This window comes from Kitasatospora sp. NPDC088160 (genome assembly GCF_044741445.1).
Classification (GTDB): Bacteria; Actinomycetota; Actinomycetes; order Streptomycetales; family Streptomycetaceae; genus Kitasatospora.
In genome coordinates this window covers 186,492-205,967 of the sequence record NZ_JBIUSS010000007.1, presented here as the reverse complement: position 1 = coordinate 205,967, position 19,476 = coordinate 186,492, and the positions used below count along the sequence as shown (strand labels likewise).

Genomic DNA, 19,476 nt, shown 5'->3' with positions numbered 1-19,476 from the left:
CTACTCCGTCGTGGACTGGTCGGCGGCGGCGCCGGCCCGGTGGCCCGGGCCCGGTCGCTCGATGAGGGAGGTCAGCAGGTCGACCGGGCCGGGCCCGTCGACGGTGGCGAGCAGGTGGCCGCCGGGGACGATGTGGTGGCCGCTGGCACCACGGGTGTGGACGGCCCAGCCCTGGAGTCCGGCGGAGCCGAGCATCGGGTCGTCGGCGCCGGCGACGGTGTGCAGGTCGGAGCCGATCGGCGGGTGCGGGCGGGGGCGGTAGGTGGCGACCACGGCCAGGTCGGTACGGATACCCTGAAGCGCGTGCTCCTTCAACTCCGAGTCGCCCTCGATGAGTTCACCCATGCCGGCCAGGCGAAGCAGGTCGTCTGCGGTGTGCTGCGGGCGGTCCCGGCCGGCCCAGGTGGCAGGCGGCGAGGCGGAGGCGGCGACCACCAGTTCGGGCCGCCGCTCGGCGGGCAGCGCCCGGGCGACCTCGTAGCCGAGCAGGGCGCCGAAGCTCTGCCCGTAGAAGCCGAACCGGCCCGTCAGGTGCGGGGTGAGGGCGTCCACGACGGCGTCGACCAGCAGGTCGAAGCTCGCGGGCATCGGGTGGCCGAGGCGACCGCCGCGGGCGGGCGGGCGCACCGCCCAGACCTCGGCGGTCGGGGCGAGGGCGCGGGCGAGCGGGGTGTAGGCGGTGGCGTCGCCCCCGGCGTGCGGGAAGCAGAACAGCCGGAACGGGCGGTGCGGTTGGGGCGCGGGGACGAGCAGCCAGTCCCCCTCGACGCGGGGGCGCACCCGCGTGGCGGTGGTCATGCGCCGCTGACCCGGGCGCGGGCGGTCAGGGCGGGCCGGGGGGCGGCGGTGCCGGCCTCGACGGCCTTCCCGACGGTGGCGGTGAAGGCGGCCAGGTCGGCCGAGTCCAGCAGGTGGCGCAGCTGGAGCTCGATGCCCAGCCGGCGGCGCAGCAGGTGGACGACGCGCAGCGCGGCGAGCGAGTGGCCGCCGAGCGAGAAGAAGTCGTCGGTGGGCGTGACGCCGGTCAGGCCGAGCACGGTGCGCCAGACCTCGGCGACCTGCTCCGCCAGCCCGCCGGGGCCCTCGGCGGGCGCCTCCTCGGCCGCGGGGGCGGGCTGCGCCGCGGGGGCGGGCAGGGCCGCGTGGTCGACCTTGCCGTTCGGGGTGAGCGGCATGGCGTCCAGCACGGTGATCGCCGAGGGCACCAGGTGCGCGGGCAGGGTGGCCCGCAGGCGCTCGGTCAGTTCGGCGGCGGCGGTGGCGCCGGTGACGTAGCCGACGAGCCGGCGGTCGCCGGGGGCGGGCTCGTGGACGGTGACGGCGGCGGCCTGGACGCCGTCCAGCCGGGCCAGCGCGTGCTCGACCTCGCCGAGCTCGATCCGGTAGCCGCGCAGCTTGACCTGGCGGTCGACCCGGCCGACGTACTCCAGCCGGCCGCCCTCGCCGCGCCGGGCCTGGTCGCCGGTGCGGTACATCCTCTCGCCGGGGGCGGTCGGGTCGGCGACGAAGCGTCCGGCGGTCAGCCCGGGGCGGCCCGGGTAGCCGTGGGCGAGCCCGGGCCCGGCGAGGTACAGCTCGCCGACGACGCCGTCGGCGACCGGGGCGAGCTTCTCGTCCAGCAGGTGGAGGCGCACGCCGGGCAGCGGATCGCCCAGGTGCGGACCGGGGCCGCTGATCGGCGTGGTGACGGCGTCGACGGTGCACTCGGTGGGCCCGTACAGGTTGAGCGCGTCGATGCCGCCGTCGGCGAGCTCCCGCCAGGTGTGCTCGGGGACGGGCTCGCCGCCCATGAACAGCCGCGGCACCCGGGCGCCGGTGAGCGGCTCGCGCAGCAGCTCCCAGTGCGAGGGGGTCAGGTCGAGGTCGGTGACGGCGTGCTCGGCCAGCAGGGCCGCCACCCGGGCGGGGTCGGCGCGGTGCTCGTCGCCGATGACCAGGACGGTGTCGCCGCGGCAGATCCGGGCCCACTGCTGGACGGAGGCGTCGAAGGAGACGCTGGCGTTCCAGCCGACCACCCCGGGCTCGGCACGGTAGGCGCCGGCGGCCTCCAGTGCCTCCACCAGGGCGGCGACGGCGCCGCGCGGCACCTCGACGCCCTTGGGGAGCCCGGTGGAGCCGGAGGTGTAGATGACGTAGGCGGGGTCGAGCGGGTCGGCCGCCTCCGGCAGATCAGGCCCGCCGGCGGCGGCGTCCGGGCGCAGGACCGGCACGCCCTGGGCCGCCGGGAGGCCGTCCGCGCTGATCAGGGCCGCGAGCCGCGCGTCGGCGGCCATGAAGGCCAGCCGCTCGGCGGGGTAGGCCGGGTCGAGCGGGACGTAGGCGGCGCCGGCCCGCCAGACGGCGAGCAGGGCGACCGGCAGGTCGGCGGTGCGGGCGAGGTGGACGCCGACCCGGTCGCCGCGGCCGACGCCGTGGGCGCGCAGGGCGCGGGCCAGCGCGGCGGTGCGCAGGTCGAGTTCGGCGAAGTCCAGGCGGGCCGCTCCGGCGAGGACGGCGGTGCGCTCGGGGTGGGCGGCGACGGCATCGCGCAGGCGGTGCAGGAGGTCGGTCATGACGGTTCCTCAGGACTCTCGGACGGAGGCGGCCATGGCGTGCAGGGCTGCCGTGTAGGTGTCGATGAACTGCTCGGCGGTGGTGTCGGTGACCAGGGAGCGCTGGTGGTCCACGGCGAGCAGCACGCGCTGCGAGACCGGGTCCTGGATCAGCGAGGCGCCGAACGCGAAGCTGTTGGGCTCGTGGCGCAGGGTCGGCTCGCAGCCGATCCGGCCGTCCACGATGCGGGCGGAGCTGAGCCGGCCCAGGGCGTGGAAGCGCAGGTAGCCGAACTGGCTGTCCAGCGCGGTGTCGGTCATCAGCCGGGCGAGCCGGGCGAAGGGCACCCGGCGGTGCGGCATCATGTCCAGTTCCTCCCGGTGCACCTCGCGCACCAGGGCGAGCAGGTCGTCGGTGGGCTCGCAGCTCAGCGGGACGGTGTTGAGGAACAGCCCGTACACCTCGGTGCCGCCGAGCCGTTCCAGCCGGCCGTTCACGGCGAGGCCGGTGGTGACGCGCCGTCGCCCGGTGACGGCGGCGAGGGCGTGCAGGTGGGCCGCGAGCGCGACCGACTTGAGGGGCACGGCCAGGGCGTCGGCGACCTGCCGCAGTTGCTCGGGCGCCTCGGGCAGCACCCGCTCGACGGTGCGCGGCGCCTCGTGCACGTCCTCGCTGCCGGGGAAGGACTGGCCGCTGACGCCGGACAGCCGGTCGCGCCAGTACGCGAGCGAGCGCTCGTCCCCGGCGGCCTGCCGTTCGACGGCCACGAAGTCGCGGAAGGCGGTGCGCGGCGGCGGGGTGGGGGCGCCGAGCGGGTCGGCGGCCAGGGCCGTGTGGCGCTCCAGGATCTCGGTGAACAGCGAGGTGAAGCTCCAGCCGTCGAGGATGGCGTGGTGCTCGGAGATGGTGAGCTGGAAGGCGTCCTCGGCCAGGCGCTGCACGGTGATCCGGAACAGCGGCGGGGCGGTGAGGTCGAAGGGCGTCCACCGGTGGGTGTCGAACACCTCGCGGACCGCCGTGTCCTGGTCGGGCTCGCCGCGCAGGTCGGTGAACTCGACGGGCGCGGGCAGCCGCCCGTACACGAGCTGGAGCGGTTCGCCGTAGCCGGACAGGTCGAGGCCGGTGCGCAGCACCGCGTGGCGCTCCATGGCCTCGGCGACCGAGCGGCGGAAGGCCTGTTCGTCGAGGTCGCCCGAGATCCGGTAGGAGTTGACGTTGTGGTAGCTGTCGGTGCCGCCGGCGATCTCCATGTGGAAGACCATGGAGAGCTGCATGGAGACCATCGGGTAGGCGTCGGCCAGGCCGGGCGGCAGGTCGTCGCGGTCCTCCGGGGTGATCAGGGAGAAGGGCTCGTGATCGGCCGGGCCTTCGGCGACGGGCTCGGCCAGCGGCAACAGGGCGGCGACCGTGGGGGCGTTGAAGACGTCCCGCAGGCTCACCCCCCAGCCGCGCTCGTGCAGCGCGCCGGCGAGCTGGACGGCCCGGATGGAGTCGCCGCCGAGGTGGAAGAAGTCGTCGTGGACGCCGATGCCGTCCACCCCGAGGACCTCCGTCCAGACGGCGGCGAAGGCCTCCTCCTCCGGGGTGCGCGGCTCGACGTGGCGGCCTCCGGTGGCCGTGCTGCGCTGGCCGGGGGCGGGCAGCGCGGCGCGGTCCACCTTGCCGTTGACGGTGAGCGGCAGCGACTCCAGGACGGTGAAGCTGGCCGGGACCATGTACGGGGGCAGCGAGCGGCCGAGGAAGGCGCGGACGTCGGCGGGCTCGCGCCCGGTGACGTACGCGGCGAGCCGGTCGTCGTGCACGGTGACGACGCAGGCGTCGACGTCCGGGTGGGCGGCGAGCGCGTTCTCGATCTCGCCGAGCTCGATCCGGAAGCCGCGCAGCTTGACCTGGAAGTCGGCGCGTCCGATGTACTCCAGACCGCCGCCGGGCAGACACCGGGCGACGTCGCCGGTGCGGTAGAGCCGCGCCCCGGGCGGGCCGTAGGGGTCGGCGACGAAGCGGCCCGCGGTGAGGCCGGGGCGGCCCCAGTAGCCGTGGGCGAGGCTGCCGCCGCCGATGTACAGCTCGCCGGCCGCGCCGGGTGGCACCGGACGCAGCCAGTCGTCCAGGACCTGGGCGGTGAGGTGCGGCATGGGCGCGCCGATCAGGCTGCGCTCGAAGCCGGCGCTGCCGGCCAGGTCGTGGGTGGTGACGTGGACGGTGGTCTCGGTGATGCCGTACAGGTTGCAGAGCCGGGCCGGGGGCGGCGGGTCGAGTTCGAACCAGCGCTGGACGACGCCCGGGTCCAGCGCCTCCCCGCCGAGCATGATCCACTTCAGCGCGGACAGGTCGCGCGGGCCGCGCCGCAGCACGGGCTCCAGCTGGCGCAGCGCCGAGGGGGTGAGGCAGAGGAAGGAGACCCGCTCCTGCTCCAGCAGTTCGGCGAACTCCTCCGGCGAGCGGCTGGTGACGTAGGGGACGACGACCAGGCGGGCACCGTGCAGCAGGGCGCCCCACATCTCCCAGACCGTCCAGTCGAAGGCGTAGCTGTGGAAGAGCGTCCAGGTCTCCTCCGGGCCGAAGCCGAAGTGCTCCGCGCCGTCCGCCATGAGCCGGCTGACGTGCTCGTGGGCGACGGCGACGCCCTTGGGGCGGCCGGTGGAGCCGGAGGTGAAGATGATGTAGGCGACGTCGCCGGGGCGCCCGGCGGCCGGCGGGCGGTGGTCCGGCCGGGCGGCCAGGTCGGCGGCCTCGGCGGTCAGGTCGTAGGCCTGCCAGGGGCCTTCGGGGGCCCGGTCCGGGCGGTCGGTGACGACGAGGGTGACGTCGGCGTCGGCGAAGACGAGCGCGGCGCGGTCGGCGGGGGCGGCGAGGTCGACGGGCACGTACGCGGCGCCGGTCTTGAGCACGCCGAGGACGGTGACCAGGACGTCGGCCGTGCGGTCCAGCAGCATTCCGACGCGGTCGCCGGGGCCGGCCCCACGGGCGCGCAGGGCATGGGCCAGGCGGTTGGCCCGGCGGTCGAGTTCGGCGTAGCTCAGGGTGTGGCCGGAGTCGCTGACGGCGGGCCGGTCGGGGTGGGCGTCGGCGGCCTGCTCGAACAGCCGGTGCAGGCAGTGGCCGGGGGTGTCGGTGGCCCGGACGGCCTCGGCCCCGGCGGTGCGGCCGGTCAGCCGCAGCACGGTGGCGTCGGGCTCGTCCAGGGCCGCGGTGAGCAGGGCGCCGAAGTCGGCGGCCAGCCGGCGCACCGTCCCGGCGTCGAACAGCTCGCTGCGGTACTCGGCCTCGCCGCGCAGTTCGCCGCCGGGGTCGCCGGGGTCGCCGCCCGTCCCGCTGCCGGTCCCGCTGCTGTCGAAGACGGACCAGGTGAGGTCGAACTTGCTGGTGCCGTTGGAGCGCACCCGGCTCCCGGCGGTGGCCCGGCCGAGCACGAGCGGGGTGCGGTCCTCGCCGTGGGCGCCGAACACCACCTGGACCAGCGGCGGGTGCTGCGCGGTGCGGGCGGTGCCGAGCTGGTCGACCAGCTGGTCGAAGGGCACGTCGAGGTAGCCGTAGGCCTCGAAGGCGACGTCCTGGACGTGCTCCAGCAGGGCGCGGAAGCTCAGCCCGGGTGCGAGCCGCAGGCGCAGCGGCAGCAGGTTGACGAAGTAGCCGAGCAGGTGCTCCAGTTCGGGCCGGTTGCGGGTGGTGACGGGGGTGCCGATCACCAGGTCGTCGGCGCCGGTCCAGCGGTTCAGCAGCAGGGCGAAGGCGGCCAGTTGGACGGTGAAGGGGGTGACGCCCTCCGCCTCGGCCAGGGCGCGCACCTTCGCCGCCGTGCCGGGGGCGAGCCCGAACTCCTCGGTCCGTCCCGCCGCGCCGCGCTCGGCGGGACGGGGCCGGTCGGTGGGCAGCTCCAGCAGGGCGGGTGCGCCGTGCAGCTGCTCCTTCCAGTAGGTCAGGTGCTCCTCGAAGGAGGTGTCGAGCTCCTCCACCGCGTAGTCGGCGTACTGCACGGTCAGTTCCGGCAGGTCGGCGGCCCGGCCCTGCACCGCGGCGCCGTACAGGTCGGCGAGTTCGCGCTCGAAGACCTCGGCGGACCAGCCGTCCCAGACGATGTGGTGGACGGTGAACAGCAGCGTGGTGCGCTCGTCCGCCAGCTGGAAGGCCTCGGCGCGCAGCAGCGGTCCGGCGGCCAGGTCGAAGGGTTCGGCGCAGCGGGCGGTGAGCAGTTCCTCCAGGCGTCCGGCCTGCTCGGGGCCGCCCTGCGGGCGCAGGTCGGTCACCGCGAGCGGCACGGCGAGGGTGTGGTGGACCTGCTGGCGCGGGCCGTCGGGGTGCAGCGCGAAGGTGGTGCGCAGCACCTCGTGCCGGGCCACCAGGGCGTCCAGCGCGCGCTGGAGCAGCGGGAGGTCGAGCGGGCCGGTGACGTCGACCGTCCAGGGCGTGCAGTAGGTGACCTGCCGCGGATCGAGGCGGTCGAGGAACCAGAGGCCGCGTTGCAGCCCCGAGGCGGGCGCGGTGCGCGCCGGGTGGTCGGACGGGCTCACGGCCTCGTTCCCTTCGTGTGCGGTGCGGCCCGTCATCGGGCGGCCAGCCGTTCGGCGATGGCACTCACGGTCCTGGCCCGGAACACCAGTTGCGGGGGGACGCGGGTGCCGGTCTCCCGGGACAGCCGCATCGCGACCCGGACGGCGGCCAGCGAGTTGCCGCCGATCCGGAAGAAGTTGTCCTCCCGGCCGACCTCGGTGAGGTCGAGGACCTCGCACATGGCCTCGGCGACCAGCCGTTCGGCTTCGGTCAGCGGGTCGCGGGCGGCGGCCCGGCGCCCGGCGGGGGCGGGCAGTGCCTTCCGGTCGACCTTGCCGTTGTGGTTGAGCGGCAGGGCGTCCAGGACGTCCAGGGTGGCGGGCACCATGTGCTCGGGCAGCAGGCCGGCCAGGTGGTCGAGGAGCACCTCCGGGTCCGGTGCGTCGGCCCCGACGGTGACGTAGGCGGCCAGGCGGTGGTCGCCCGGGGCGGGTTCGTGGACGGTGACGGCGGCCTCCTGGACGGCGGGGTGCCGGGTGAGCGCGTCCTCGATCTCGCCGGGCTCGACCCGGAACCCGCGGATCTTGACCTGGTCGTCGATCCGGCCGGTGACCTCCAGCAGGCCCCCGGCGTTGACGTAGCCGAGGTCTCCGGTGCGGTAGAGGCGCTCGCCGGGGACACCGAACGGGGAGGCGACGAAGCGTTCGGCGGTGAGGCCGGGCCGACCGAGGTAGCCGTAGGCGAGACCGCCGCCGGAGGCGTACAACTCGCCGATCACGCCGGGCTCGACGGGGCGCAGCAGCTCGTCCAGGACCAGGACGCCCTTGCCGTTCAGCGCGACGCCGATCGGGACGGAGCTGCCGGTGACGTCCTCCGGGCCGACCTGGTGGCAGGTGGTCAGGCCGAGGCTCTCGACCGGGCCGTAGCCGTTGGCGACCACCAGGCCCGGGTGGTTCTCCAGGGCCTTGGCCACGTGGGTGACGGAGGCCCGCTCGCCGGCCGTGATGGCCAGTTTGAGGCCGTCGTAGGTCTCCGGGAGCTCCTCCAGCAGGAAGTTGAACAGGCTGGCGGAGAGCTGGAGTTCGGTGACGCCGTGGCGGCGGGTCAGCTCGGCGATGGTCTGCGGGTCCGGGCGCTGGCCGGGCTGCAGGACGCAGGCGCCGCCGAAGCAGAGCGCGCCGTAGAGCTCCAGCGCGAAGGCGTCCCAGGAGACCGGCGAGCACTGCAGCCAGACCTCGTCCGGGCCGAAGCGGGCGTAGTCCTGGCCGAGGTAGGTGGTGGTGAGCGCGCGGTGCGGGACGGCCGCGCCCTTGGGGCGGCCGGTGGAGCCGGAGGTGAACATCACGCAGGCGAGATCGGCGCCGTCGACCGGCAGGCCGAGGTCGTGCGCCGCGTACCGGGCCAGCTCGGCGGCCGCGGCGTCCAGGTCCACCTGGCGCCGGACGGCGAACGGCACGGTGGCGTGGCGGTGGGTGATCACCGTGGCGGCGCCGGTGTCGGCGACCGCGCCGGCCAGCCGCTCGGCCGGGAAGTCCGGGTCCAGCAGGGTGTAGGCGGCGCCGGTCTTGAGTGCGGCCAGCAGCGCGGTGACCATCTCCGGCCCGCGCTCGGCGAGTACGGCGACGGTGTCGCCGCGGCCGATGCCGAGGCCCACCAGGTGGCGGGCCAGCCGGTTCGCGGCGGCGTTCAACTCGCCGTACGGGACGGTCCGTTCACCGGAGATCAGGGCGGTGGCCTGCGGGGCCCGGGCGGCCTGCGCCTCGAACAGGGCGTGCCCCGGCACCTCCAGGGCGGCGGCCAGGGTGCCCAGCCACTGCTCGCACAGGCCGGCCATGGTGGAGGCCTCGAAGAGGTCGCTGTCGTACTCGAAGCGGCCGGTGAAGCCGGTGCCGCGGTCGTCCACCGAGACGGACAGGTCGAAGCGGGAGACGGGGTTGGAGTGCAGATCGCGGGTGACCTCGCACCCGCCGACGGTCAGCGGGCGGGTGTCCAGCGGGTGCAGCTCCAGCAGCACCTGGCACAGCGGGTTGCGGTCCTCGGGGCGTTCCTCCAGCACCGCGTTCGCGATGTCGTCGAAGGGCACCTCCTGGTGCCGGTAGCCACCGATCGACACCTCGCGCACGTGCCGGACCAGTTCGCGGAAGGAGACGCCCTCCTCGACCTTCAGGCGCAGCGGCAGCAGGTTGACGAAGTAGCCGATCAGGCCGTCGAGTTCGGCCCGGCCACGGACGTTCACCGGCGAGCCGAGCACCAGGTCGCGCTGCCCGGAGCGGCGGTGCAGGGTGAGCGCCAGCCCGGCGAGCAGCACCATGAACGGGGTGGCGTCCTCGCTGCGGGCGAGCGCCCGGACGGCCCCGGCCACCGGATCCGGCATCGCGAAGCGGTGGAACGCGCCGCGGAAGGCCTGCTCCTCGGGGCGGGGGTGGTCCGGCGCCAGCGCGTCGACGTCCGGAACGTCAGCCAACTGCTCGCGCCAGTGATCGAGTTGCCGCTCGGCGGTGTCGTCCTGGTACTGCCAGGCCGCGTAGTCGCCGTACTGGACGGCGAGTTCCGGCAGCTCGGCCGGGCGCCCCTCGGCCGCCGCGGCGTACAGCTCCTGGAGCTCGGCCTCCAGCACCGGCAGCGAGCCCTCGTCCCAGACGATGTGGTGGAGGAGCAGCAACAGCGTGGTCGCCCCGGCGGCCCGGAAGACCCGCGCCCGCACCAGCGGCCCGACCGCCAGGTCGAAGGGCTCCAGCGCGGCCTCGGCCACCAGGTCGTCCACCTGGTCGGCGGTGGTCTCGGTGAGCGTGAACGGCAGCTCCACGGCCGGGTGGACGACCTGGCGCGGACCGTCCTCGGCGAGCTCGAAGGTCGTCCGCAGGCTCTCGTGCCGCGCCACCACCCCGGCCAGCGCCTGCCGCAGCAGCTCGGGGTCGACCGGCCCGGCGAACCGGAACACCCAGGGCACCACGTAGGTCGGCGCGTCCGGGTTCCACTGGTCGAGGAACCAGAGGCCGCGCTGGAACTTGGACAGCGGGGCCTCGGCGGCGCCCGAGCGGACCAGCGCCGGGCGCTCACCGCCGGAGGCGGCGGTCACCGCGGCGGCGAACTCCGCCAGCGTCGGCGCGTCGAAGATGGTGTACGGGGACACCATGCCGAAGACGTCGAAGACCCGGCCCACCACCCGCACGGCCGTCAGCGAATCGCCGCCCAGGTGGAAGAAGTTGTCGTCCGCCCCGACTTCGGGCACCCCGAGCACGTCCGCCCAGACCGCCGCGATCAGCTGCTCGGCGGGCGTGCGCGGCGGGCGGCCGGCGGGCTGGCCCTCGGGCGCGGCCTGCGGCTCGGGCAGGGCCTGGCGGTCCACCTTTCCGCCGCCGGTCAGCGGGAAGGCGTCCAGCGCCGTGAGCGTCGCCGGGATCATGTGCTCGGGCAGCCGCTCGGCCAGCCAGTCCCGCGCCTCGGCGTACCGCGGCGCGGCACCGGTCAGGTACCCGGCCAGCCGGCCCTCGCGCGCCACCACCACGCAGCCGGTGACGCCCGGGTACCCGGCCAGCACCTGCTCGATCTCGCCCGGCTCGACCCGGAAGCCGCGGACCTTCACCTGGTGGTCGCTGCGGCCGACGAACTCCAGCGGGCCGTCCTCGGTCGTGCGGCGCACCACGTCGCCGGTGCGGTACATCCGCGCGCCGGGAGCGCCGCTCGGCGCTGCGGCGGGGTCTGCGGGCGGCTCCGCGGGCGGCTCCGCGGGCGGGGCCACGAACGGGGCCACGAACGGGTCCGCGACGAAGCGGTCGGCGGTCAGGCCCGGGCGGCCGAGGTAGCCGGAGGCCAGCAGCGGCCCGCCGACGTACAGTTCGCCGGCCGTGCCGGGCGGCACCGGGCGCAGCCGCTCGTCGAGCACGTAGAGCCGCCGCCCGCCGAGCGCGGTCCCGATCGGCACGCCCGCCTCGGGCTGCTCGCCCGCGAGCCGGTGGGTGGTGGCGGTGACCACCGTCTCGGTCGGTCCGTACGCGTTCAGCAGCGGCACCCCGGTCGCGGCCCACCAGGCGGCGGCGGTGGCGGGCTCCAGCTTGTCGCTGCCCGAGATCATCAGCCGAAGGGTGCGCGGCACCCTGCCGCCCAGGGCCGCCACCACGTCCTGGAAGTAGCCGGCGGCCAGGTTGGCGACGGTGACGCCCTCGGCGTCCAGCAGGTCCAGCAGTTCGGCCGGGGAGAGGAGTCGGTGCTCCGGGAGGACCAGGCAGGCCCCGGCGGACAGCGCGCCGAGGACCTGCTCCACGGCCACGTCCACCGTCGGACGGGCGAACTGCAGCACCACGTCCCGCTCGGTCAGGCCGAAGGTCCGGACGGCGGCGGCCAGGTGGCCGGTCAGCGCGGCGAGCGGGACGTGCACGCCCTTCGGACGGCCGGTGGTGCCGGAGGTGTAGATGACGTAGCCGGCACCGCCATCGCCAGCACCGGCAACGGCGCCCGCGCCGTCGCTGAGCCCGGTGAGCTCGGTGAGCTCCTCGCCGCCGAGGGCCAGGGAGGCCCCGGCGTCCTCGGTGATCCAGCGGTTGCGCTCCTCCGGGGCCTCCCGGTCCAGCGGCAGGTAGGTGGCCCCGGCCCGCAGGACCGCCAGCAGCGCGACCACGTGGTCCAGCCGGTCGCGGCCGGTGACGGCGACCGTCCCCCCGGGGGCGAGCCGGGCGGCGAGCGCGGCGGTCAGGCCGTCCAGCTCCCGGTAGCTGACGGTCCGGCCGCCGGTGCGGACGGCCGGCCGCTCCGGAAAGCGGCGGACGGCGGAGGCGAACGGCTCGAAAGCGGGCGGCTCGAAAGCGGACACCGTGATTTCAGGCGCCGTGATTTCGGGCGCAGCATTCTCAGTAGGGAAACCGCGAGAGGACATCATCCAGCCCCAGAAGTGAGATGAATCGGCGACGAGTTCGACGATAGGGGGAATTCGACGGCCCTATCGGCAGGAAATGAGGAAGGAAATCGGCAGTTTCCGGTGCCGCTTTCCGGACCTGCCGCAGGAATCGACCCGGGCAGGCCGGGGCTACCGGCCGGCGGTGGTTCCGTATTCCTCGGGGGACCAGACGTCCTCCCGGTCCAGGGCCTGCGGCGCGTACTTTCCGAGCGCACTGATCAGCAGTCGGAGTTCCAGCGCCAGACAGTCCACGAAACGGCGGAGCCCGGATTCCCGGTCCTCCGCCACGGCGAGCAGCGCCGCCCGCCCGAGGCCCACCGCGCGGGCCCCCAGGGCCAGGCTCTTGACCGCTCTGGCGCCTTCCCAGATGCGCCCGGAGACCAGCAGCGAGGGCGGCGGCGCGACCGCCAGCCGGCGCAGGCACTCCGCGAGCGGCAGTCCGACGTGCGGCAGGAACACCCCGGGCGCCCAGCCGGTTCCGCCTTCGGCGCCGTCCACCACGACGGCGTCCGCCCCGGCCTCGTGCGCCACCCGGGCGGCCTCGGCCACGTCCCGGCCGGGGTAGAGCTTCACCCAGATCCGCACCCGGGGGTAGTTGTTGCGCATCAGCCGGATCTGCTGGCGCAGGATCTCCGCGGTGAAGGTACCCGGGGTGGCGGCGCGCAGCACCCGCCCGTCGCCGAACAACGGGTCCAGCCCGAAGCGGTCGCCCAGCGCGGCGGCGGCCTCGGCCTCCAGCACGGTCATGCCGCCCAGGCCCGGTTTGGCGCCCTGGCCGACCTTCAACTCGAAGGCCAGCCGTCCGGATTCCAGCAGGGGCAGGGCGGCCGGGTCGCTGTGGACGAGGTTCCACACCTCGGCGTCGGCGTCCTCGGTGCTCTGCTGGACGGCCACGCCGCCGAGGCCGTCCGGGAGTTCCTCGGTGTAGGCGCGCAGCCGGCCGAGCAGCGTGCGGTCGGCCGCCTCGCCGAGCCTGCCGTAGCCGTTCACCGGCACCACGTTCTCGCCGATCACCATCGGGATGCCGAGCGCCCCGGCCTGCCGGCTCAGCGCCAGCCCGAGGTCACCGCCGGCGGCCCGGGTGGAGCCGGTCGCGGAGACGTACACCGGCAGCGCGGAGGCGAACCCTCCGATGGTGGTGGCCAGTTCGACGTCCCGGTAGTCGGGCTCGCGGCCGAGGTCGATCAGCTTGGCCAGCCGCTGCGGCAGGAACAGCGGCGGGACGATCCGCAGCGCGTCCAGGGCGTCCGGCGGCGCCGCCCGGTCCGCCGCGCCCGGCCGGCCGGCGCCGAACAGCACGTGTCCGTACTCCTCGGCGGGCGGGAAGGCGGCGGCGGCCCCGGCGCGGGCCCGATGCCGGACCTCCTCCTCCGGGAATCCCGGCGCGCTGAGGTCGCTCACGGGGACACCACTCCGGCGATCTTCGGGAAGGCGCTGGCCTGCCAGACGGCGTCCAGCCCGGCGACGTACCGGGTGAGCCTCTCGACCCCGATGCCGAAGCCCGCGCTGGCCGGCACCCCCTCGCGCACCAGGTCCAGGTACCAGCGGTACTTCTGCGGGTTCTCGCCGGTCTCCCGCATCCGGGTGACGATCTCCGCGTAGTCGTTGGTGCGCTGGCTGCCGCTGCACAGTTCACCGTAGCCCTCGGGCGCCAGCAGGTCGAAGTTGCGCAGCAGGCCCGGGTCGTCGGGGTGCTCGCGGTCGTAGAAGCCGCGCGAGCCCTTCGGGTAGTCGGTGACGAAGAACGGCCGGTCCCGGCGGGCCGACAGCAACGCCTCGCCCTCCCAGTCGAGTTCGGCCTCGGGGCTCTGCGGGTGCCCGATGCCCTGGAGTTCGGCGACCGCCTCGGCGTGCCGGATGCGGCCGAAGGAGCCCTGCAGCAGTTCGGCGAAGGCCTGCGGGTCCCGGCCGAGTTCGGCGAACTCCTTGGGCAGCGCGCGGACGGTGCTGTCGACCATGTGCACCACCAGGTCCTCGGCCAGCTGGACGACGTCGTCCCGGCTCGCGCCGGCGACCTCCACGTCCAGCTGGTGGAACTCGGCGAGGTGGCGGCTCGTCCCGGCGGTCTCCAGCGGTTCCAGGCGGACGTTCGGGGCGATGCAGAAGATCTTGTCGAAGGCGAGCAGCGAGGCCTGCTTGTACAGGATCGCGCTGGTCATCAGCTTGTAGCGGTGGCCGTAGAAGTCGATGTCCACCTGCTTGGAGCCGCGCGCACCGGGATCGGTGACCGGGCCGATGATCGGCGGCAGCAGTTCGGTGAAGCCCCGGCCGCGCAGGAACTCGCGGGCCGCGGTGAGCAGGTGCTGCTGGATCCGGAGCGCGCTGCGGGTGGCCGGCGCGGTCAGGTGCCGGCCCGGGTCGGTCGGCGGCAGGAGCGTGGGGTCGGGCATGGTCGGGTCCTCTTCTCTCGTTCTCTCGTGGAGCGTGGAGCGTGGAGCGTGGCTTTTCACCCGGCGTCTCACCCGGCGTCTCACCGTGCGGCGGGCAGGCCCCGGAGTGCGGGTGCGGGCGAGCGTTCGGCCCGCTCGTCGTAGCGCTGCTGGACCTGGGAGAGCGCGGCCAGCAGCCCGGCCGAGCCGAGGATCGGCGCGCGGCCGCCCTCGGCGAGCCCGGCGATCGGCATCGAGCCGACGGCGGACCACAGCAGCCGTCCATCCGGGCCGAGCGAGCTGCGCGTCCGCCCGGCGTTGTCGGGGTGCAGGCAGTACGGCACGTCCAGGTAGCCGGCCGCGAACGCCCGCACCAGGGCCCGCCCGACGTCGGCGTCCAGGTCGAGCACCGCGCCGATCAGCACCCTGGCCTCGGCCTCGATCCCGGTGTCCGGCGGGGCGGCGGGCCGGGGGCGGGCGCGTTCCGCCGTGGCGGCTGCGGCGGCGGTCTCCAGCGCCCGGACGTTCTCGGCGACGGTCGGGATGCGGTGCGCCTCGGCCGTGGTCTTGACGATCAGCCGGGCGGCGCCGCCGCGCACCGCGAGCCGCGCGGCGTCCTCCAGCAGCAGCCGGGCGCCGCCGGGCGAGCGCGGGTACACGCCCATGTACGCGTACACCACGAGGTGCCGGTCGACGTCCGCGAGCAGTTCGCCCGCGATCCGGCCGAGCGCGGCCAGCGCCTCCTCGTCCTGGCCGGCGTTGGCCTGCTGGGCGTAGCTGAGCGAGATGCTGCGCAGCCCGTGCTGGCGGAAGAACAACGCCTCCAGGACGCTGATGGCGATCAGCAGCGAGGGCGGGCAGAGCTGGCCCATCATGCAGCCACCGAACGTCTCCAGGTGCGGATCCGCACCGAACTCCCGCATGGACGACAGCAGTTCGCAGCTACGCTGCCAGCGGGCCACCGCCTCGTGCAGCGGGGTGCGGCCGTACGGCAGGCAGTAGGAGACCGGTCCGCCCTCGGTGGCGTCCAGGCCGGCCGCCAGCAGCGCCCCGATGATGTGCTCCGGCGCGGCCGAGCCGTGCCGGACCTGCACCGGGAAGCCCGCGTCCGCCACGCCGGCCAGGACCGCCCGGGTGACCTCGACCGGGTGGGTGGCGATCGGGTAGCCGTTGAGGCCGGCCCCGGCGGCCAGTGCCCGCCGCGCGGCGTCGAGGTCGCCGGTGCGGGTGTAGCTGTCCAGGGTGATGGTGCCGACGGTGACGGCGGCCGCCGCCCGGGTGGCGAGCAGGCCCTCCCGCATCCGGGCCGCCTGCGCCATCCCCATCCGGGGCTGGACCACCAGTGCGCCGGCCTCCGCGGCCTGCGCCACGAACGCGCCGAAGCTCGTCACAGCAGGACCCGGGAGCGCAGCCCGTCGACGAACTCGCGGAACCCGGCCACCGCGGAGCCCTCCTCGAAGACCCGGTCGAAACCGGCCGCGAGCAGTACGCGCTCGCGGTCGGGGTCGTCGGTTCCGGCGATGCCGAGCTTGCCGCCGATGACCGTCGGGGTGCGCCGCAGTTCCGGGCAGGCGCGCAGGGCCGGGATCACCCGCAGCCCTTCCTGGTGACCGTGCCCGTTGACGCTGCTGACCACGATCAGGTCCGGTTCGATCCGGCGGCATTCGGCGAGCAGCAAGGCGTCGGGGACGCACGCGCCCAGGTTCGTCACCCGGTGGCCCATTTCCTCCAGCAGCAGTTGCAGGAACACCAGGTTCCAGGTGTGCGAATCCGAGGCCGTCGTCGTCACGACGACGTCCAGTCTTCTCTCTCCGTCATTTCCGTGCTCCACAGCCCAGCCCTCGTCGGTAGCGATCGTCGATGGAATTCCGCCGACGCCCCAGCCGGCGGCCCGGGAATTCCGGCGCGTATTCCGCGGCGGTCCAGCCCCACGGAGAACGCTAGGAACGATCGGGCCCGGCGACCGGCAGCTCGTGCGGCAAGATGCGGGCAAGAAGCGGCAGTATCGACACCCGGCCGGCCTGCCGCCGCGCGGTCAGCCCGCGACGGCGAGCAGTTGGACGTCCGCGGCCGGCGCGAACCGGTGCCCGGGCTCCTCCCGGAGGAGGCGGCGGCACACGTTGAGCACCGTGAAGCGCACCCCGTCGCGGGCGGGCACGCTGCGGATCAGTCCGCGCGACAGCAGTTCGTGCACCGTCGCCAGGCAGGTCTGCGGCGCCCAGCCGCTGCGGACCACCGCGTCCTCTCCCGACCAGTCGCCGGGCTCGTCCACGAGCACGTCCAGCAGGGCCCGCTGGCGTTCCGTCAACCGCTGGATCGCCGGCTCCACCTCGTCCCGGACGTCACCGCGCGTGCCGTACACCACCGGCGGCGCGGCCAGCGTGAACGGGCCGGCCGACAGCCGGGCCAGCAACTGGGCGGTGGACTGCACCAGCGTCCACCCCGCCGCGCGCTCCAACGCTCCCGGCAGGCCGTCCAGGTGGCGGCAGAGCGCGGCCACGGCGGGGGCCTCGGAGCGCTCCAGGGTGTAGCCGGGGCGCAGCCGGCGCAGGTGCGAGAGCAGCAGCCGGACGGCGCCGATCTGCGCCAACGCCTCGGGTTCGGCGTCGAGTTCGGGGGCCGGTACGGGCAGCGGGGCGAGCGGGACGACCTGCCCGCCGGGCAGCGGCCAGGCCTCCCGGGCGGTGATCAGCACCCGCAGCCCGGGGCAGTGGTGGAACAGCCCGTCCAGCCGGTCGGCGTCCACCCCGCCGTCGGCGCCGTCCAGCACCAGCAGGGCGGGCCGGTCGCCGATGTCCCGGACGATGTCGTCCATCCGGCCGTGCCAGGGAGCCGAGTCGCCGGCGCAGTCCACCCAGCGCACCGACCAGCAGGCGGCCAGGTGCAGGCGGCGGGCCACCTCCAGGGCGAGCCGGGTCTTGCCGACCCCGCCGAGCCCCACCAGCGAGACCAGCCGGTCCCCGTGCACGGCGAAGGCGTCGGACAGCACCTCGGCCTCCATCTCCCGCCCGACGATGGCCCCGCGCGCCACCGGCGGGGCGACCGGCGCCACGGCCGTCGGCTCATCGGCGAGCGGGTGCCGACGGGCGGCCTCCTCGAAGTCCGCCCGGCTGCGACCCTCCAGCCGCAGCGCGTCCGCCAGCAGCCGGACGGTCTCGTTCCGTGGCCGTCTCACTCGGCCGCTCTCCATGTCCCGGATGGCCCGCACGCTCAGGGTGGCGTGATCGGCCAGGCACTGCTGGGTCAGGCCGATCCGCTCGCGCCGCACCCTCAACTGCTCTCCGAAGCCCGCCGCCGTCCTCACCGCTTGCACCCACTGCCCGCCGTCCATGCCTCGTCTGCCCTTCGTGGTCCGGACTCCTGATGGGGGTCGGGACCAGTGGCGGCATCAGCGCTGGGTACCCGCGCGGTCCGTGGTCCGACCGCGTGGGACCCGGTGGTCAGGCTGTGGCCTCCGAACCGGTCCCCTCCGGTTCCAGATGCTCCAGGCTCGCCGTCTACGCCCGATCAACGGCCGATCACCGGCCCCACCCACGACCTTCACGCGGGCCTCACAGCCCGTCGGCGGACTGCTCCTCGAGTGCGGCGCGGGCTGTGTCCATCAGTTCGTCGAGCGCGTCACGGGTCCTGGCCATGTCCGCGATGTGCGCGTCGAGCTTCGCCCGCTCCTGCCCCATCCGCTCCAGCGCGGCCACCGAGTGCTCCTCGCTGGGCGCGTCCACGCACGGCAGCAGTTCGGCGATGGCGCGGCTGGACAGCCCCGCCGCGTAGAGGCGCTGGATGAACAGCACCCGCGCCACCGCGCCGTCGGTGTAGTGGCGCTGCCCGCTGGCGCTGCGGGTGCTGGCCAGCAGGCCCTGCCCCTCGTAGTAGCGCAGGGATCTGACGCTCACTCCGGCGCGTTCGGCGAGCTCTCCGATCCGCACGGGCACCTCCGGGTCGTGATCCCCGTCACAGGGCTTGCCTCTGACATCGATGTCAGGTTTTAGCGTAACGGAGGACGGGCCCGGGCACCGGGTCCGTGACTTCGAACGAAGGACTTCCGCATGACGACGTCCGCCACGTCCGCCACGTCCGCCACGTCGAGCGCCCTGCTCACCGGCTACCGGATCGGCGAACTCACGCTGCCCAACCGGGTGGTGATGGCACCGATGACCCGGGGGCGCGCCACCGCCGACGGTCTGGCCACCGCCTCGATGGCCACCTACTACGCCCAGCGGGCCACCGCCGGGCTGATCGTGACCGGGGGCGTCCAGCCGAGCCTGATCGGCCAGTCGAACCCGGGCACACCCGGCCTGTACACCGACGAGCAGACGGCCTCGTGGCGCCAGGTGACCGCTGCCGTGCACGCCAACGGCGGCCGGATCTTCGCCCAACTGATGCACGGCGGCCGGGTCTCGCACCCGGACACCACGGGGCTGCGACCGGTCGGCCCCTCGGCCGTCCCCGCCACCGGCGACGTGTTCACCCCGACCGGTCCGCAGCCCGCTCCGGTCCCCCGGGCCCTGGAGACCGACGAGGTCCCCGAACACGCCCGCTCCTACGCCGAGGCCGCCCGCCGCGCCGTCGACGCGGGCTTCGACGGGGTGGAACTGCACGGCGCGAACGGCTACCTGATCTCGCAGTTCCTCTCCTCCAACGCCAACCGGCGCACCGACCGCTACGGCGGCCCGGTGCGCAACCGGATCCGCTTCGCCGTCGAAGCCGCCACCGCCACCGTCGAGGCCGTCGGCGCCGCCAGGACCGGGATCCGCCTCTCCCCCGGCGGCACCTTCTGGGGCGTGGCGGAGGAGGACGTCCTGGAGCTCTACACCGCCCTGCTCGGCGAACTCGCCGGCCTCGGACTCGCCTACGTCCACCTGGAGGCGACGACGGACGAGCCGTCCCTGCTCGCCCTGCGCCGCGCCTGGCCGGGCACGCTCATCATGAATCCGGTGCTTCCGCTGGGCCCGAAGCAGGTCGACCGCGAGGCGGCGGACCACTGGCTCGGCCTCGGCGCCGAGCTGATCAGCTTCGGCCGCGCCTACCTCGCCAATCCCGACCTCGTCGAACGGCTGCGCACCGGCGCCCCGATCGCCCCGGCCGACGAAGCCACCTACTACCAGGGCGGGGACCGGGGCTACCTGACCTACTCCGCCTACCAGCACACGGTCGACCAGCGGCCGTAGCCGCCACCCGCCCGAGGCCGCC

Annotated in this window: 11 protein-coding genes; 1 reads left to right on the top strand and 10 read right to left on the bottom strand. The window is 74.9% G+C overall.

All coding sequences use genetic code 11. From position 1 onward, the window contains the following. The 10 genes from ACIOGZ_RS13115 to ACIOGZ_RS13070 all read right to left on the bottom strand — a co-directional run bounded on the left by ACIOGZ_RS13115 (nucleotide 1) and on the right by ACIOGZ_RS13070 (nucleotide 18,212). The gene (locus ACIOGZ_RS13115; protein ID WP_363586025.1) at nucleotides 1-798 is read right to left on the bottom strand and encodes a thioesterase domain-containing protein; all 798 of its coding nucleotides are present in this window, start codon (nucleotides 796-798) and stop codon (nucleotides 1-3) included. Next, on the bottom strand, nucleotides 795-2,552 hold the full coding sequence (locus ACIOGZ_RS13110; RefSeq protein ID WP_363629441.1) for a non-ribosomal peptide synthetase: 1,758 nt from the start codon (nucleotides 2,550-2,552) through the stop codon (nucleotides 795-797). The genes ACIOGZ_RS13115 and ACIOGZ_RS13110 overlap by 4 nt, the downstream gene beginning before the upstream one ends. Nucleotides 2,553-2,561: 9 nt before the next feature. Next, entirely contained in the window at nucleotides 2,562-7,043 is a 4,482-nt protein-coding gene (locus ACIOGZ_RS13105; RefSeq protein ID WP_400985929.1) for an amino acid adenylation domain-containing protein, read from the bottom strand. A gap of 32 nt (nucleotides 7,044-7,075) precedes the next feature. Beyond that, nucleotides 7,076-11,833 carry an amino acid adenylation domain-containing protein gene (locus ACIOGZ_RS13100; RefSeq protein ID WP_400985927.1) on the bottom strand — a complete coding sequence of 1,586 codons (4,758 nt, stop codon included), beginning with the start codon at nucleotides 11,831-11,833 and terminating at the stop codon, nucleotides 7,076-7,078. Between the two features lie 213 nt (nucleotides 11,834-12,046). Next, entirely contained in the window at nucleotides 12,047-13,318 is a 1,272-nt protein-coding gene (locus tag ACIOGZ_RS13095; RefSeq protein ID WP_363586020.1) for a glutamate synthase-related protein, read from the bottom strand. Next, nucleotides 13,315-14,307, bottom strand: a complete 993-nt coding sequence (locus tag ACIOGZ_RS13090; RefSeq protein ID WP_363586019.1) for an asparagine synthetase A — start codon at nucleotides 14,305-14,307, stop codon at nucleotides 13,315-13,317. The genes ACIOGZ_RS13095 and ACIOGZ_RS13090 overlap by 4 nt, the downstream gene beginning before the upstream one ends. Nucleotides 14,308-14,387: 80 nt before the next feature. Then, nucleotides 14,388-15,677 carry a methylaspartate mutase gene (locus ACIOGZ_RS13085; RefSeq protein WP_363586018.1) on the bottom strand — a complete coding sequence of 430 codons (1,290 nt, stop codon included), beginning with the start codon at nucleotides 15,675-15,677 and terminating at the stop codon, nucleotides 14,388-14,390. After that, the gene (locus tag ACIOGZ_RS13080) at nucleotides 15,674-16,075 is read right to left on the bottom strand and encodes a cobalamin B12-binding domain-containing protein (protein WP_400807736.1); all 402 of its coding nucleotides are present in this window, start codon (nucleotides 16,073-16,075) and stop codon (nucleotides 15,674-15,676) included. Before ACIOGZ_RS13080 ends, ACIOGZ_RS13085 begins: the two co-directional genes overlap by 4 nt. A 246-nt stretch (nucleotides 16,076-16,321) precedes the next feature. Beyond that, nucleotides 16,322-17,617 (bottom strand): helix-turn-helix domain-containing protein, encoded by a 1,296-nt coding sequence (locus tag ACIOGZ_RS13075; protein WP_363586016.1) that lies wholly within the window; start codon nucleotides 17,615-17,617, stop codon nucleotides 16,322-16,324. Between the two features lie 220 nt (nucleotides 17,618-17,837). Beyond that, nucleotides 17,838-18,212, bottom strand: a complete 375-nt coding sequence (locus ACIOGZ_RS13070) for a MerR family transcriptional regulator (RefSeq protein ID WP_363621023.1) — start codon at nucleotides 18,210-18,212, stop codon at nucleotides 17,838-17,840. A 120-nt stretch (nucleotides 18,213-18,332) separates the two neighbouring features. Here ACIOGZ_RS13070 and ACIOGZ_RS13065 point away from each other — a divergent pair, with 120 nt between their 5' ends. Further along, nucleotides 18,333-19,454, top strand: a complete 1,122-nt coding sequence (locus tag ACIOGZ_RS13065) for an alkene reductase (RefSeq protein ID WP_400985924.1) — start codon at nucleotides 18,333-18,335, stop codon at nucleotides 19,452-19,454. The last annotated feature ends 22 nt before the right edge of the window (nucleotides 19,455-19,476 follow it).

Excerpts from the sequence above, each read along its gene's own strand:
- ACIOGZ_RS13115 (WP_363586025.1), bottom strand. The coding sequence starts at position 798 with ATGACCACCGCCACGCGGGTGCGCCCCCGCGTCGAGGGGGACTGGCTG.
- ACIOGZ_RS13110 (WP_363629441.1), bottom strand. The coding sequence starts at position 2,552 with ATGACCGACCTCCTGCACCGCCTGCGCGATGCCGTCGCCGCCCACCCC.
- ACIOGZ_RS13090 (WP_363586019.1), bottom strand. The coding sequence starts at position 14,307 with ATGCCCGACCCCACGCTCCTGCCGCCGACCGACCCGGGCCGGCACCTG.
- ACIOGZ_RS13075 (WP_363586016.1), bottom strand. The coding sequence starts at position 17,617 with ATGGACGGCGGGCAGTGGGTGCAAGCGGTGAGGACGGCGGCGGGCTTC.
- ACIOGZ_RS13065 (WP_400985924.1), top strand. The coding sequence starts at position 18,333 with ATGACGACGTCCGCCACGTCCGCCACGTCCGCCACGTCGAGCGCCCTG.